General features: G+C 57.7%; 12 protein-coding genes and 1 tRNA gene. 7 read left to right on the top strand and 6 right to left on the bottom strand.

Features of this window, described 5'->3' with window-relative positions:
• Window positions 1-2: 2 nt before the first annotated feature.
• Window positions 3-1,118 (top strand): quinone-dependent dihydroorotate dehydrogenase, encoded by a 1,116-nt coding sequence (locus ABRP88_RS02180; protein WP_349835976.1) that lies wholly within the window; start codon window positions 3-5, stop codon window positions 1,116-1,118.
• Between the two features lie 64 nt (window positions 1,119-1,182).
• Here ABRP88_RS02180 and ABRP88_RS02175 read toward each other — a convergent pair whose 3' ends face one another.
• Together ABRP88_RS02175 and ABRP88_RS02170 are read right to left on the bottom strand one after the other, a co-directional pair.
• On the bottom strand, window positions 1,183-1,575 hold the full coding sequence (locus ABRP88_RS02175; protein ID WP_349835975.1) for a hypothetical protein: 393 nt from the start codon (window positions 1,573-1,575) through the stop codon (window positions 1,183-1,185).
• A complete protein-coding gene (locus ABRP88_RS02170; protein ID WP_023022376.1) occupies window positions 1,575-2,114 on the bottom strand; it encodes a YbhB/YbcL family Raf kinase inhibitor-like protein in 540 nt (179 codons plus the stop codon). The genes ABRP88_RS02175 and ABRP88_RS02170 overlap by 1 nt, the downstream gene beginning before the upstream one ends.
• Before the next feature lie 238 nt (window positions 2,115-2,352).
• On the opposite strand from ABRP88_RS02170, the gene ABRP88_RS02165 reads away from it, so the two are divergent.
• The 3 genes from ABRP88_RS02165 to ABRP88_RS02155 all read left to right on the top strand — a co-directional run bounded on the left by ABRP88_RS02165 (window position 2,353) and on the right by ABRP88_RS02155 (window position 4,354).
• A tRNA-Leu gene (locus ABRP88_RS02165) sits at window positions 2,353-2,438 on the top strand.
• Window positions 2,439-3,011: 573 nt separating this feature from the next.
• Window positions 3,012-3,752: a TVP38/TMEM64 family protein gene (locus ABRP88_RS02160; RefSeq protein ID WP_284770649.1), complete on the top strand. Its 741-nt coding sequence runs from the start codon at window positions 3,012-3,014 to the stop codon at window positions 3,750-3,752.
• 29 nt (window positions 3,753-3,781) lie between these two features.
• A complete protein-coding gene (locus tag ABRP88_RS02155; protein WP_023022380.1) occupies window positions 3,782-4,354 on the top strand; it encodes a hypothetical protein in 573 nt (190 codons plus the stop codon).
• Window positions 4,355-4,381: 27 nt separating this feature from the next.
• Here the strand turns inward: ABRP88_RS02155 and ABRP88_RS02150 are convergent, their stop codons facing one another.
• Entirely contained in the window at window positions 4,382-5,221 is an 840-nt protein-coding gene (locus tag ABRP88_RS02150) for a DUF3097 domain-containing protein (RefSeq protein ID WP_284770648.1), read from the bottom strand.
• A 33-nt stretch (window positions 5,222-5,254) separates the two neighbouring features.
• Here ABRP88_RS02150 and ABRP88_RS02145 point away from each other — a divergent pair, with 33 nt between their 5' ends.
• Window positions 5,255-6,028 carry an Rv1486c family protein gene (locus ABRP88_RS02145; protein WP_349835972.1) on the top strand — a complete coding sequence of 258 codons (774 nt, stop codon included), beginning with the start codon at window positions 5,255-5,257 and terminating at the stop codon, window positions 6,026-6,028.
• 22 nt (window positions 6,029-6,050) lie between these two features.
• Here the strand turns inward: ABRP88_RS02145 and ABRP88_RS02140 are convergent, their stop codons facing one another.
• From ABRP88_RS02140 to ABRP88_RS02130, 3 genes are all read right to left on the bottom strand, one after another.
• Window positions 6,051-7,124: a ferrochelatase gene (locus ABRP88_RS02140; RefSeq protein WP_349835970.1), complete on the bottom strand. Its 1,074-nt coding sequence runs from the start codon at window positions 7,122-7,124 to the stop codon at window positions 6,051-6,053.
• 32 nt (window positions 7,125-7,156) lie between these two features.
• The gene (locus ABRP88_RS02135) at window positions 7,157-8,539 is read right to left on the bottom strand and encodes an NlpC/P60 family protein (protein ID WP_349835969.1); all 1,383 of its coding nucleotides are present in this window, start codon (window positions 8,537-8,539) and stop codon (window positions 7,157-7,159) included.
• A 1,690-nt stretch (window positions 8,540-10,229) separates the two neighbouring features.
• On the bottom strand, window positions 10,230-10,706 hold the full coding sequence (locus ABRP88_RS02130; protein ID WP_284785140.1) for an Rv1476 family membrane protein: 477 nt from the start codon (window positions 10,704-10,706) through the stop codon (window positions 10,230-10,232).
• A 374-nt stretch (window positions 10,707-11,080) separates the two neighbouring features.
• On the opposite strand from ABRP88_RS02130, the gene can reads away from it, so the two are divergent.
• Together can and ABRP88_RS02120 are read left to right on the top strand one after the other, a co-directional pair.
• Complete coding sequence (can, locus tag ABRP88_RS02125; RefSeq protein WP_284819495.1) at window positions 11,081-13,897, top strand: aconitate hydratase; 2,817 nt, start codon at window positions 11,081-11,083, stop codon at window positions 13,895-13,897.
• A 194-nt stretch (window positions 13,898-14,091) separates the two neighbouring features.
• Window positions 14,092-14,667 (top strand): TetR/AcrR family transcriptional regulator, encoded by a 576-nt coding sequence (locus tag ABRP88_RS02120; RefSeq protein ID WP_349835967.1) that lies wholly within the window; start codon window positions 14,092-14,094, stop codon window positions 14,665-14,667.
• Window positions 14,668-14,705: the final 38 nt, after the last annotated feature.

Below are 14,705 nucleotides of genomic sequence, written 5' to 3'. Positions count from 1 at the left end.
CCATGGTTTCGACCTTTGATTCGCTGCGCAAAAGCGCCTATCAGCTGGCGTTGCGCGGGATGTTTCGCTTAAGCCCCGAGCGCATCCACGGCATAATCAACTCCGGCCTGCACATCCTGCACGCGGCAGGGCCCGCCAATCGCACGCTTGACCGCATCCTGCCTGTCAATGATCCAGTCTTGAAACAAGAAGTTTGCGGGATCACCTTCCCGCGCCCGCTTGGCCTCGCGGCCGGTTTTGATAAGAACGCCGCGGCTGCCGATGCCTGGTCGCCGCTTGGTTTCGGCTACGCCGAACTGGGCACCGTCACGGCGCAGGCGCAGCCGGGCAACCCGACTCCCCGCCTCTTCCGCCTCAAAGAAGATGCCGCGATCTTAAACCGGATGGGCTTTAATAATGAGGGCGCTGCCGCCGTAGCAGAAAACCTGCGCAAGCGCCGGTACAACGACGTCATCGGTATTAATATCGGCAAAACCAAGGTCACCCCGGCAGAACGCGCCGTGGATGATTACCGCCGCTCTGCTTCCGTTTTAGGCGGTCTGGCGGACTACCTGGTGGTCAATGTCTCCTCCCCCAATACTCCCGGGCTGCGGGACCTGCAGGCGGTCGAATCGCTTCGCCCCATCCTGCGCGCCGTGCAAGAATCCACCGATGTTCCCGTCATGGTCAAGATCGCACCAGATCTTTCGGATGCCGATGTCGATGCCGTCGCCGATCTCGCCGTGGAACTGGGCCTTGCCGGCATCGTCGCCACCAATACCACCATCTCCCGCGAGGGACTGAATACTCCCCGCGCGGAGGTAGAAGCCCTTGGCGCCGGTGGAATTTCCGGCCCACCCGTGGCCGAGCGCTCCTTAGAGGTGCTCCGCCGACTTAACGCGCGCGTGGGCTCGCAGCTTGTTCTGATTTCCGTCGGCGGGATTACCACCCCGGAGCAAGCGTGGGAGCGGATTGCCGCCGGTGCCAGCCTCCTCCAGGGCTATACCGGCCTTATCTACGGTGGTCCGGACTGGATTCGGGATATTCACAGGGGCATCGCCAAGCAAATTCGCACCCATGGCCTGAACAATATTTCTGAGGCCGTAGGCTCCAATCTGCCGTGGAAGGCGATAAACTAGCAGCCCACCAGATAGCACAATGCCACGTGTATAAACACGTGGCATTGCTTGTTTGAAGGGCTGCTTAAGAGGTCGCCATGACGCTGCGCCGCAAAATTAAGGCACAGATGGCGGACATGCCGGCATAAAAGAGCAGCCAATACTGCTGCTGAATCAGAAGTTCGTGCTGCGGCAGAAAGCGGCTAGCAATGATCAAGGCCACCGCCATTGCCAGGGCGATAATCTGCGCGCGACTACCAGCATGCTCCTTGCTCATCGTGCTGAATGCACCCACCATCACCGCAGCGATAATGATCGCGAGGTTGCTGTAGGTCCAGACAAAGGGTGCGCCCCATCCATCGCTAAAAACGGAGATGAGGGCGAATAGGACCAGCACAAAAGCGACGACCAAAAAAGCGCCGCCCACCCGCAGCGCTGCGGGTGGGGTCACTGGGTTTTTAGGAGCGGAACTCGCCATTACTTGGCCTCGTACCAGCCCCAAAGGATTGCCCGGCCCAATGCGTGGAAGTGCAGGTTGAAGCCGAGGACGGTCGGGGAAGAATCCGGATCGATATCAAGGGTTTCTACGTCTACGGCGTGGACCGCGTAGAGGTAGCGGTGCGGCGCGTGGCCGGCCGGTGGGTTGGCACCAAAATGGGTGCGGTTGCCGGAATCATTGCGCAGGCTGATAACACCGTCGATGCCAAGGTCCTCTGCCGCGCCGGCATTGGTGGGCAGCTCGGAGACATCGGTGGGGATATTAAAAGCGGCCCAGTGCCAGAAACCGGAGGCAGTCGGTGCATCTGGGTCAAAACAGGTAACCGCCAAAGACTTGGTTCCCTCCGGCAGTCCGGACCATGCCAGCTGTGGGGACACGCTTTCCGGCGCGCGGTGCTTTTCTGGGATCTCATCGCCTTCTACCAAGTCGGTAGAAGACAGCCCGAAGCTGGGGAGATCGCGCAGCGGAGCGTAGGGGTCAGGTCCGGGGAATCGAGTGTCATCTGCATAAGAAGTCATGTACCCCTTTGTACCGCAGATCACACGCGCTTGTCGATGCCCCTCCCACTCACCCCACAACCGTGCGGCTGGTGTCAGGCCGTGCTCCTATCTAGGCGCTGCGGCCTACCAAGTTACAAGGATGTATTTCCCCGCCTTGAAATCGTGCGGTTTATGAGGATTTACCTGGCGATTTGTATTCCGATAGCGGAACACGATAAAGTTTCGGGGTGCCCAACCGAGAGGTTGTAAACACCCTGCCCGGGTGGCGGAATGGCAGACGCGCTAGCTTGAGGTGCTAGTGTCCTATTAACGGACGTGGGGGTTCAAGTCCCCCTCCGGGCACACTGTGAAGTATCGAGACATCGTTCCTATGGTGTCTCGAGATTTTTCTTTTTTGCGGTGCCCAAAAATGTTCAAAACTTTAGGATCTTTGTGGCTTAATTTCCCGATTCATGGATCGTCGACGCCCGATGGAATCTGCCCGGGCGAAGTACTGTTCGGTGCGGAATGTAAGCCTTCGATGCAGGTTCTGCGGGCGCCAGAACTTTGCGACGAGGCACTTTTGAGCCTCTCGCGTGCCTGCTATCTTCGGTGGAAGCTGAGCTTAAGGTACGTGTAACTATCTGCTTGACGTTAACGCACTATGACCTTGTTGGAACGATGTCTCGAGACATTCCTTTTTGCCCAGTTGGGGCATTTTCATCCATGGGTTGTCTGCCGGATCGATGTGGTGAGACATTCTTGCAGGGCGAACCGGAACGATCTCATGAGACATGCGGAACGATGTCATGGAACCAGACACCCCTCCGGGCACACTGTGAAATCTCGAGACATCGTTCCTATGGTGTCTCGAGATTTTTCTATAAGTACAGCTCTTTTCTATCAGCCCGGCCGAGCCGACTACGATACAAACGCATGACCACTTTCCGGGATTGGATACGCAGCTTTGGTAGCTTCTGCGTTCAACTCACCCACTCAGCTTGGGGCTCAATCCGTGCGTGGTCGCCGCGACGCTGGATACTCATCATCGCGCTCGCACTTGCTGGAGCTGCGCTTTTTATCTGGCTCGACATTCCCGACCTCTCCCAGATGCGGGCCGCCGCTGCCCGCCTTGGCGCGTGGTTTCCGGTCGCCTTCACGCTAGGTTATGTCATATTTACGCAATTTCCCCTGCCCCGAACCATCTGGACGGTTGCAGCGGGTATCCTTTTCGGCCCTTGGCAGGGCCTTGCTATCTCGCTGCTCGCGCTCACCATCTCGGCCGTATTATCGTTGCTGATTGTGCGCCGCCTGCTCGGAGAATGGATGAGGCCGCATCTTGCCCATCCCGCGGTTTATACCATCAATACCCACCTGGAGCGGCGCGGTTGGCTGGCCATCGCTTCCCTGCGCATGGTGGCGGGAGTGCCCTTCAGCCTTCTCAACTATGTCGCCGCGCTTACCCCCATCAGCGTTTCGCACTTTACGGTCGCTACGTTGGTCGGCTCGATTCCCACCACGGTCATCGGTGTCTTTTTCGGCGATGCGCTTACTGGCACGGCCAGTCCCGGGATCATCGTTGCCTTTATCGTCTTTGCCCTCGCCGGTATCGGCGGGCTTGTGCTCGATTCGCGCCTGCCAACTCCCGTCCAGTCAAGGTTAAGCGGTAGACTGTAACGAACTGCTCGCAATAAAGGAGGATCCTCGTGCTCGCTGTCCATGCCCGCTACCGTGGGCGTTCCGTGCGCCGCGCTGAGCTCGTACAGCGCTCGGCCGCCGCGCTATCCACCCTCGAGGGCGTCGGCGAGTTTCACGTCCTTGGCGTCGAGGATATTTGCGCCGTGGTCGACTCCGCCACCGCAGTGTGTGAGGTCGTCATGGCCTTGCTTGCCGATGGCGACTGGGCCATCGGCATCGGCATCAGCCCTGGCAACCAGGCAGACGAAGAAAGCGCGCGCCACGTGGCTACCGCGGCGCTCAAAAATTCCGCGCGCATGGGGCAGGTCTACACCAAGCTCAATAAGCGCGGCCGTTCTGCGGAGGCGAGCGATATCGCCGCCGCCTTCGCGCTCATTGGATACGTGCTCAATAAGCGCACCATCGAGGGCCGCGAGGCAACCTCCCTTGTAAGGGCGGGGCTCAATCAAAATGAGGCCGCAGAAGAATTGGGAATTTCCAAACAGGCGATGTCCCAAAGGCTGCAAGCCGCGGGCTGGAGCGCCGAGATGGCCGGGTGGCAATTAGCGGTCAACCTCATTGAACGCGCCAATCTAGCCTAAACCGAGAAAGCGTCGCTTACTGGGGGCTTAGACAAGGTCTGATTTGCGCAGTTCAGGCGTGGTCACAAAATCCACCAGGCGCTCGACCGCACCAATCAGGCTCGAGTCTAAGTCCCTGAAGGAATGGACCGCGTTATAAACGTGGCGCCACCCATCGGAGGGATCGGACCACCCCACGCGGCGGCAGATTCCGGTTTTCCAATCTTCACCCCGCGGTACCTCCGGCCATGCTTGCAGGCCTACCCGTTGCGGTTTTACTGCCGCCCAAATATCCACGAAGGGATGGCCGGTAACTAGAACGTGCTCCCCCACAGACTCGGTCATTCGCGTTTCTTTCGACCCTTTGACCAGGTGGTCCGCGAGCACGCCGACCCGACGGCCGGGGCCAGGCTGAAATTCGGCGAGCCTTTCTTCGAGGTTGTCTAAGCCCTCCAGGTATTCCACGACCACGCCTTCTACGCGTAGATCGTGCCCCCATACCTTTTCCACAATGGCGGCATCGTGGACGCCTTCGACCCAAATGCGTGATGGCGCTGCCACCTTGGCCTCTACGTTTTCTACACGCCTAGAGCCCGAGTTTGATTTGCGGGGTGCTTGCTTGGGCACGTACCTCGTAAGCGTCACCGGCTGACCTTCTACCAAGAATCCGCCTTTAATGAGGTTAAATACTCGCTCGACGCCGTGGCGGTCTTCTAGCCGTACGACCTCACCAAAGACGGTCTTATCCACGCCTAAAACGGCGCCCACAAAGTCATCACCGCGCACTTCTACCACCATGCCCGGTTCTGCGGGCACTTCTGGGTACTGGGTGGGCTTGCTGCGTCGGTGCCCAGCAAAAATATCTCCGCCATAAGGATCTAAACTCATGGCCCGATAGTCTATCTACTACACTTGCTCGCCATGGATATGCGCGCCGAAGTCTGGTCCCCTCTCCAAAACTCTGCCATCTGGCTAGCTGCGTGGTTGTGGGGACATGAGACAACAGATGAGCTGCTCGATGCCCTGACAGAGCTGGGCGGGCGCCCCGAATGCTTGGATGAATCTCCCTTCATCGATTTGCTCGCCTTGCTGCGCGCCGAAACGAAGGAGCTCACTTCTCAGCCAGGCGCGGGCGGGGAGCCTCTTCTCCGGCTTATTTTATCTGGCCCGGGTGAAGCGCCGGCGCTTCCCGCAGGATCAGACTCTGCCCGTGCGGCCGCGCAAAGTTCAGCGGGCGCCATCGTTGTGCGCACCAACGATCCGGAAGTTTCGCTCGTCCTTGTCCCCCACCCCCATCGAGCTCACACGGCATGGCAGGTAATCCGCGAGGATCAGCCGCTACCTTCACCGGCATGGCTGAGCCCCGGCGAAGCGGATGCCTTGTTAACTAAGGCGACGGATGAATCCGCCGATCTCATTACGGCCACCGGCTACCAGTCCACCGCGCTGACTAATCCCCGGCTCACGGTGGGGACCCTGAGCGATTTTTATGACACGCCCGGCCTGCCACCGGCCACCCCGCCCCGGGCTGCGAAACTCTTTGCTCGCGCGGACCGCGTTGCCGCGATCATCGAAACCGTCACGGATAGGATCAACGATCACAGCCTCGATCCGCAGCTCCTCCGCTTATGGCGCCATATCCGGCAAGCGCGGATGACGGGAGTGGCTTATTCAGCAGCGGAATTCGCTCGCTAGAGCAGGCCCGCCCAGAGTACTTTTAGTGGGCGCGAATATCGCAGCAGCCTGCAGCGCAGGGCGCGCCGTTGGTGGTACACCCTTGTACGGTGACATTCCCGCTGGTCTCCCACGGTTTCCCCTGTTCGAGTTCTTCCACCAGATCCACGACCATGTCCGCAAACCGCTGGGAGGGGCCAGCGGTACGGGCGCGCTCGACCTGTACTCCCATCTCATCGGCGGCAGCTTGCAGTTCAGAGTCCAAGTCCCAGATGACCTCCATGTGATCGGAGATAAAACCGATGGGGCACACCACTACGGCGCCTACCCCGTCTTTTTCATGGAGTGCGGTGGTGTGGTCAACGATGTCCGGCTCCAGCCACGGCGTCTTCGGGTTACCGGAGCGCGATTGCCACACCAAGTCGTAATCCGAAATTCCGACGCGCTCGGCCACTAAGCGGGAGGCTTCGGCTACTTGCCGGGAATAAAGGTTCTTGTCCCCGTCTGCACCACCGACATTATCGTGTGCATTCGGCACCGAGTGGGCCGTAAACAGCATGCGCGCGCTGCCCGTTTTCTCGGCGGGAATACGCCGCCAGGCTTCGGCGACGGCATCGGCCATCTCCGCGATGAACTTGGGATGATCATAAAATTGTCGAATCTTGGTGAACTCGATTTCTGGCAGACCATTATCTGCAAGGTGTTGCCGCATCGCAGCAATGTCTTCATCGTATTGCCGGCACGCCGAGTAGCCACCCCAAGCGGAGGTGGCGAAGACGGCCACCCTGCGAATCCCTTCTTCCGCCATCTTCTCTGCGGTAGCTGTGGCAAAGGGGTGCCAGTTCCGATTGCCAAAATAAACCGGCAGATTATGTCCGCGTTTTTTCAGCTCGCCTTCGACGTTACTGATAATCTCCCGGTTCAGGCCGTTGATCGGGCTTACCCCGTCAAAGTGGTAATAATGCTCGCCCACTACTTCTAAGCGCTCGCGCGGAATTCCGCGGCCCCGCGTCACGTTCTCTAAAAACGGAACGACCTCCTCATTTCCTTCCGGGCCACCGAAAGAAAGAACGAGGAGGGCGTCGAAATTTTGGGCAGGATGCTGTGCGTCAGTCATGCCCTAAATAGTAGCAACCACAAGGCTGAGAATTAGAGAAGGCGCACGACCTCCGGGGTCGCACCAGCCCAGCGCACTGGGGAGACCTGTACATTCTGGCCAGACTGCGGGGCCTCAATCATTTGGTCATTGCCCAAGTAGATCGCAACGTGCTGGCTGCCGCCGGCGCCGTAGAAGATGAGGTCGCCGCGCTGCAAGTTGTCACGCGAAACCTTATTGCCCATTTGGTACTGCGCACCGGAGTAGTGCGGAAGGTCCAAGCCGGCCGCGGCGAACGCGTACTTAGTCAATCCAGAGCAATCAAAACCGCTCCGTCCGTAGTCACCAAAGCTATCGGCGATGCCGCCGTCCCGGAGGCCGCCAGTTGGGCCATTGTTGTCGCCACCGCCCCACACGTATGGGGTTCCGATGACAGATTCTGCGCGAGCGATCACCGCCTCAATCTGGCTGCTATTGCCCGGAGCAGGGTTAGATGGCGCTGCGGGCCCTTGACCGGTGGCGGAAGGATCAGTGCTTGCCGATGGCGCCGTATTCGGGCTGCCAATGCCCAACAGGTCTGCAGATCCGTCCATCAGTGCCCGCATATCGTCTTGATCAACGGCTGCGGCGAGATCGCCTGCGATGTCCATAACATCCGATGCCGAGGAACCGGTACCGTAGTCCACCGTGTTAAAAGACGGCGTTGCTCCTTGATTAAGTGCGGTGCCGAACTCCGCCTTCGGGGTGGCCGCATCCGCCCGCCCCTCTACGACGGCGTCATCGTGCGTCACCTCAGGAAGCGCAGTTTCATCCGGAACAATCTCGTCGGTAAAGTTTTGAGCCTTGTCTTTATTCAAGCCTTGCGGCTTGACGGGATCGCCGGAAAGCGCATCCGCGTCTACCTTAAAGTCAAGGTTTTCATCTTGATTTTGTACCTTTGGAAGGTCGCCCTGCTGGGTCACTTCCACCGCCTGCTGCTGGTGGGCAAAAGAGGCCTCAGCGAAGTTGCGGGTGGCATTCATTTGAGCCTCCCGCTGGGCTAAGTTGCGGCGGTGCTCGACCATTGCCGATTCGGCTGCACGCTTTTCAGCATAAGCTTGGTCAAACTCTGCCGCGTCGTCCGCAACCGCAGGATCGGCCGAAAGCTGGGCGATGCGCTCCGTCGCGGCCACCGCTTGCTCCTCCGCCTGGTCGAGCAGCTGGCGCAGCTGATCTACGTCCCGCTGCTGAGCATCAACGTTGGATACGGCGCGGGCAATGGAGTCATCTGCATCGGTGCTTGGAACTTCTTCAACCGCACCGGCCTGGGCGGGATCGAGGAGCTCATCTGCTCCGGCAGGAGCGATGGACGTCAGGGGCGATAGCGCTGCGACACCTATGACTGCAGCGATAGTTGCACGAACATGTCGGATGCGCGGTAGACGAATGGTGGCCACTGGAATTCTCCTTGTTTGGACCACCTCCCTTTTAAAGAATGGGACGCAATGTGCCGCACTTGGGCATAGGAATGCCCGAGACACTGAAGCTTGCGCATTTCGCACAGCAGCAAGCCCAGAGTCTTCTTTGCGATATTCCGAATCCGATAGCTCACACCCAAAGGCTTATGGGCTTATGGGTATGCGTTATCGCCCTGGCAGCCCGCGGCCCCAGGATGTACATGGCACATGAGCCCGAAAATTGTAGAGACTTCACCTAGGGAGTGCGCACGTCAATTAAAGCTCTATGCAACTGATGCTTGAGCTCAGTAGCCTCACGTCACGCTGTCCAACAATCGCTACTATTTCCCCATACCAGCGACAAGGATGGTGCATTTTCTCCACGTGTCCTACGCGGTTCATTGTGAACGTGAGCGCTCTAACGCTACTGGGAGCATTTACAACTCTCCCATCGCAGTGCCAATCTCAGATTGGCGCATCTTCATCGAGCTCCACTTGTGACGTGCAGTGAATTTAGGTAGCTGGCAGAGTCCAGACCCTTTCGCACGCTGCGCTTGGCACAGTGAGAACTGCCCTATGATCCTTGGCACGACTCGCCGCGGCGCAGTGGAGGTACAGCTTTATGCGTGTACCCATTCGTGCGAGGGCAAGTGGCCACAAACCATGAACAGGCCACACGATGCTGGCCCTAGTGTGATTCCGGTTCCCTCATTCTCTCATTCTGCACGTACCCGACTGCGCTTCTCAGCGAACCTCGTATCTGGATTCCGCTTGACCGAGAATCCACTATCGAAGGGCTCGACAAAGAACCACACCCGCATACCCACACGATGGAGCTCTAGCGAACTCGTCTCACCACTTTTAAGGAAGGTGGGTTGATGTTTATTTTTCGAACATTGTCATCGCTCAAGTGAAAAGTTTTTCTACTCTCCCGTTCGAGAGTTCCCTCGTGGTTCATTGACTTCCAAGAACCGCCAATTCCTCAATTCCCGCGAGGCGTGCTTCCCCACATACCCGTGCGAATCTTCAATTGACCGTCAAGGCTAAGCCCATGAACTCAAGAAGATATTCACGTCTCTTGAGTCGACACTCGAACCATACGTCACGACACGCCCTTTTCGCACACATTCCACTTAATTACGTGGAGTCAAGTTAAACCACATGACGCAACATTCGTACCTAACCTGCAATAATTTTGTTACCAACCCGTTATTGTGATGTTCGCCACTTTGGTTTTTATATTCCGAGGGCCGTGCGTCATGAGCTGCAGCCAAATCGGGGCCATTTCACCGCAGTAGAACCACTCCCCCAGTGAAAATCAACCACTAAGCCTTTACTTTTGCCCCTCCCCCGCTCCCCTGACACTTTTAGGCAATGGGAGTTTTCTTCATTCGCAACGACCCGGAGTCGCCCGAGGGCCGCCCATAAAGAACCGATGGATTACGCCAATGTCTGAACATCATTTTCCATAAATCTCAGGGTAGGCACCGCGAGTTCCTTCGGTGCGGTGCGCCACGACGCTCTTGCAGCCGTAAAATTTAGCTCGCTTCGACGGATGGTTTTGGGGCGCGCCGAGCGCCGAAAACGGAAAATTTTCTTCTACTTTTTCGAACAAACATAGTTAGAAGTTGGATACGCTTGGACGCCTTGATGCGTCCGCTCTCTCCAGATCGAGCCCCCTTAATGGCCGCTACTTATCCCGAATTTCGCGATGATGGGAGGCACGCCAATAACTTAAGCCGCCGAAAAGGAGGGCGAGTATGGCGACGACGGCGACGACGGCGACCATCGGAAAGCTGCTTTGCTCAAGCCCTGCATAGTACTGCTGCACAAGATCGACTTGGTTCAGTCCTGGCCTTAATTGCGCTTGGGAAGATTCAATATCCGCGCGGCTATAGTTCTCGCTAACCGAGGAGACATGACGCGGGGTCTGCACGATGACGGTGTGCAGATTGGTAGCATCATAAAGCTCTTGTGCAATGTCGCGCGCGTCGGCGGCCTTGAAAACAGAAACATCGACCACGGCAATCCCGTCGCCCTCACGCAGTTGCTCGGCGACGTGTGCATTTAGCTGAGCATCCGATTCCAGCGAGGGTGCAGAATAAGCTACGCCGTCCTGCTTGAGCTGCTGAGCCAACTGCGGGACGTCCACTTCACCCGGAACCATTCAATCCTCTTCCCTCTTCTTAATTATAGCCGGGGCTCGTGCACCCGAGATCGGGGGTTATGCCTTGCGCATATTCCTTGGTCTTTCTTCATTAAAGATAAAGGTTACCGCCGCCGCCTACACAGTAAACGCGCCGAGTACGGCAAAAAGCTTTAAACAGAACGCTTGTCCCGTTACAATTGGAGCAACGGAAGGTTTTTACCTCTACAATAAATAGGTGAACCATCGCGTTCTTTGCCGTCTTTGGCACTGCGGGCCCCATGGCTTCGTCTCGACCACTATGTGGTCGCGCACCTTTTGCTTATCCCGCATCTCCAGCAGGCGGCGAGTACAAAACAGAACAGACTGTTTATCAACAAGGAATGGAGCTCCCTGTGACTGAAAGCTTGAACTCCTTCGATGCCAAGAAGACCCTTGATGTCAACGGCAAGTCTTACGACTACTTTGACATCAACACGGTTCCTGGCATGGAGAAGTTGCCGTACTCCCTCAAGGTGCTGGCAGAAAACCTGCTGCGCAATGAGGACGGCAAGAATGTAAACGAGGACCACATCAAGGCCCTCGCCAATTGGGATCCAAAGTCCGAGCCGGATACTGAAATCCAGTTCACCCCAGCCCGCGTCCTCATGCAGGACTTCACCGGTGTTCCCTGTGTCGTCGACCTCGCAACCATGCGTGAAGCCGTGTCCGCTCTTGGCGGTACGCCAGACCAGGTTAACCCGCTGAACCCGGCCGAGATGGTTATTGACCACTCCGTCATCGTTGAGGCCTTTGGTTCCACCGACGCTCTTGAGAAGAACGTTGAAATCGAGTACCAGCGCAATGAAGAGCGCTACCAGTTCCTGCGTTGGGGTGCTGAGAACTTCTCCAACTTCCGCGTTGTTCCTCCGGGAACCGGTATTGTCCACCAGGTCAACATCGAGTACCTGTCTCGCGTTGTCTTTGACAACGAGGGTCTTGCATACCCGGATACCTGTATCGGTACCGACTCCCACACCACCATGGAAAACGGCCTGGGCATCCTGGGCTGGGGCGTTGGCGGCATCGAGGCAGAGGCTGCCATGCTTGGCCAGCCGGTATCGATGCTCATCCCAAAGGTCGTCGGATTCAAGCTCACCGGCGAAATCCCGACCGGCGTTACCGCAACTGACGTCGTCTTGACCATTACGGAGATGCTGCGTGAGCACGGCGTTGTCCAGAAGTTCGTAGAGTTCTACGGCAATGGCGTCAAGTCCGTCCCGCTGGCTAACCGCGCCACCATCGGCAACATGTCGCCAGAGTTCGGTTCCACCGCGGCCATCTTCCCCATCGACGAAGAGACCACCAAGTACCTCGAGCTCACCGGTCGCCCGCAGGAGCAGATCGACCGCGTCGAGCAGTACGCCAAGGCACAGGGCATGTGGCTGGCAGAGGACACTCCGGAGCCGGAGTACTCCGAGTACATCGAACTCGACCTGTCCACCGTTGAGCCATCCATCGCTGGTCCGAAGCGCCCGCAGGACCGTATCCTCCTTTCGGAGGCCAAGGAACAGTTCCGTAAGGACCTGTCCAACTACACCACCGACGAGGTATGCGTGGATGACTCCTCCGTAGAGGCAAAGCGCATGTCCGCTGAGGGCGGCGCGCCTGGCGATGAGGACGTTACCGGTGGTTTGAACAAGTCGCGCGAGGGCCACGGCGAATCCGCCGCCGCTGGTGCTAAGGGACGTCACTCCAACCCGATCACCGTTGAACCTGATAACGGTGGCGAGTACACCCTTGACCACGGCATGGTGGCAATTGCCTCCATCACCTCCTGCACCAACACCTCCAACCCATCCGTCATGGTGGGTGCAGGTTTGATTGCACGTAAGGCCGCCGAAAAGGGCCTGCGCTCCAAGCCATGGGTTAAGACCATTTGTGCACCTGGTTCCCAGGTTGTCGATGGCTACTTCCAGCGTGCAGACCTCTGGAAGGACCTCGAGGCTATGGGCTTCTACCTGTCCGGCTTCGGCTGCACCACCTGTATTGGTAACTCCGGCCCACTGCCAGAGGAAGTCTCTGCAGCCATCAATGAGAACGACTTGGCAGCTACCGCAGTTCTGTCCGGTAACCGCAACTTCGAGGGTCGTATCTCCCCGGACGTCAAGATGAACTACTTGGCATCCCCAATCATGGTTATCGCCTACGCTATTGCCGGTACCATGGACTTCGACTTCGACAACCAGCCGCTGGGCCAGGACGAAGACGGCAATGATGTCTTCTTGAAGGACATCTGGCCTACCCCACAGGAGATCGAGGACACCATCCAGTCCGCTATCTCTCGCGAGATGTACGAGGCTGACTACGCCGACGTCTTCAAGGGCGACGACGCATGGCGCAACCTGGATGTTCCAGAGGGCGAGACCTTCGAGTGGGATGAGGACTCCACCTACATCCGCAAGGCTCCATACTTCGAGGGCATGCCGACCGAGCCGGACCCAGTTGAGGACATCAAGGGCGCTCGCGTTCTTGCGAAGCTTGGCGATTCCGTCACCACCGACCACATCTCCCCTGCTTCTGCCATCAAGCCGGGCACCCCGGCCGCGCAGTACTTGGACGAGAACGGCGTTTCCCGCTCTGACTACAACTCCTTGGGTTCCCGCCGCGGTAACCACGAGGTCATGATGCGCGGTACCTTCGCTAACATCCGCCTGGCCAACCAGCTGGTGGACGAGACCGGTGGATACACCCGCGACTTCACCCAAGAGGGTGCACCGCAGGCATACATCTACGATGCATGCGAGAACTACAAGGAAGCCGGCATCCCACTGGTCGTTATCGCTGGTAAGGAATACGGCACCGGTTCTTCCCGTGACTGGGCTGCAAAGGGCACCAACCTTCTGGGTGTAAAGGCAGTTATCACCGAGTCCTTCGAGCGCATCCACCGCTCGAACCTCATCGGTATGGGCGTTATCCCGCTGCAGTTCCCTGATGGCGAGTCTCACGAGTCCTTGGGTCTGGACGGTACGGAGACCTTCGACATCGAAGGCATCACCGAGTTCAACGACGGTTCCATCCCGAAGACCGTTCACGTCACCGCTACCAAGCAGGACTCTGACGACGCCGTCGAGTTCGACGCTAACGTACGTATCGACACCCCGGGTGAGGCAGAGTACTTCCGCCACGGCGGTATCCTGCAGTACGTGCTGCGCCAGATGGTGAAGAACTAAGCCACTTAATGCGACGGAAAAGTACTAAGCTTTTTGGGCTTAGTGCTCGTCGCTGAGCTTGAAGACGCGGGGTCGCACCGCTCTCTCCCGTAGAGGGCTCTGCGGCCCCGCGTTTCTTTATTGTCGTTCTATGTTCGTTTCAGAACATACTTAACTTGAAGTATTAATCATTCCTAAAAGGAGACGACCTCACTATGCCAATCGTGAGTGAATCTGAGTTAAATCGGCGCAGGCACGAAATTCTCGTTGGGGCTCGCCGGTGCTTTGCCGAACATGGCTATGAGGGCGCGACTGTCCGCCTCTTAGAACAAGCCACCGGGAAATCACGCGGCGCCATTTTTCACCACTTTGGGGACAAGGAATCTCTATTTCTTTCCCTAGCACGCGAAGATGCCGCACGCCAGGCAGAAGTAGTGGCTAATAATGGCCTCGTCGAGGTCATGCGTGAAATGTTGCGTCACCCAGAACGCCACGATTGGCTTGCCACGCGTCTAGAGATCACTTCTCTATTGCGCACTGACCCCTCGTTTGCCGCGCGGTGGAAAGAACACCAGTCCATTCGTGACGAGGCTATCCGCGCCCGACTTGCATCCAACGCAGAGCAAGGCCGCCTTCGAGATGACGTGGATATAGATACCCTGGTGTGCTATTTGGAAACCTTCATGGATGGGTTTATTAATAGGCTCGCCTTAGGGGATACGGATGGTCTGGAGCGTGTCCTCGATCTGGTGGAGCAATCGATCCGGAGTTCTAAATCGCCACAGCGCTAACCGCGCATCAGCCTTCGCCTTTCTGTTTTCTTAGCAGG

The sequence above is a fragment of the Corynebacterium sp. KPL2734 genome, from assembly GCF_040225595.1.
Classification (GTDB): Bacteria; Actinomycetota; Actinomycetes; order Mycobacteriales; family Mycobacteriaceae; genus Corynebacterium; species Corynebacterium rhinophilum.
The sequence above is the reverse complement of the archived record's forward strand: the minus strand, read 5'-3'. Positions and strand labels throughout refer to the sequence as shown.

Coding starts and splice junctions, on each gene's coding strand:
- ABRP88_RS02180 (WP_349835976.1), top strand. CDS start 3: ATGGTTTCGACCTTTGATTCGCTGCGCAAAAGCGCCTATCAGCTGGCG.
- ABRP88_RS02175 (WP_349835975.1), bottom strand. CDS start 1,575: ATGGCGAGTTCCGCTCCTAAAAACCCAGTGACCCCACCCGCAGCGCTG.
- ABRP88_RS02170 (WP_023022376.1), bottom strand. CDS start 2,114: ATGACTTCTTATGCAGATGACACTCGATTCCCCGGACCTGACCCCTAC.
- ABRP88_RS02160 (WP_284770649.1), top strand. CDS start 3,012: ATGACCACTTTCCGGGATTGGATACGCAGCTTTGGTAGCTTCTGCGTT.
- ABRP88_RS02150 (WP_284770648.1), bottom strand. CDS start 5,221: ATGAGTTTAGATCCTTATGGCGGAGATATTTTTGCTGGGCACCGACGC.
- ABRP88_RS02145 (WP_349835972.1), top strand. CDS start 5,255: ATGGATATGCGCGCCGAAGTCTGGTCCCCTCTCCAAAACTCTGCCATC.
- ABRP88_RS02140 (WP_349835970.1), bottom strand. CDS start 7,124: ATGACTGACGCACAGCATCCTGCCCAAAATTTCGACGCCCTCCTCGTT.
- ABRP88_RS02130 (WP_284785140.1), bottom strand. CDS start 10,706: ATGGTTCCGGGTGAAGTGGACGTCCCGCAGTTGGCTCAGCAGCTCAAG.
- ABRP88_RS02120 (WP_349835967.1), top strand. CDS start 14,092: ATGCCAATCGTGAGTGAATCTGAGTTAAATCGGCGCAGGCACGAAATT.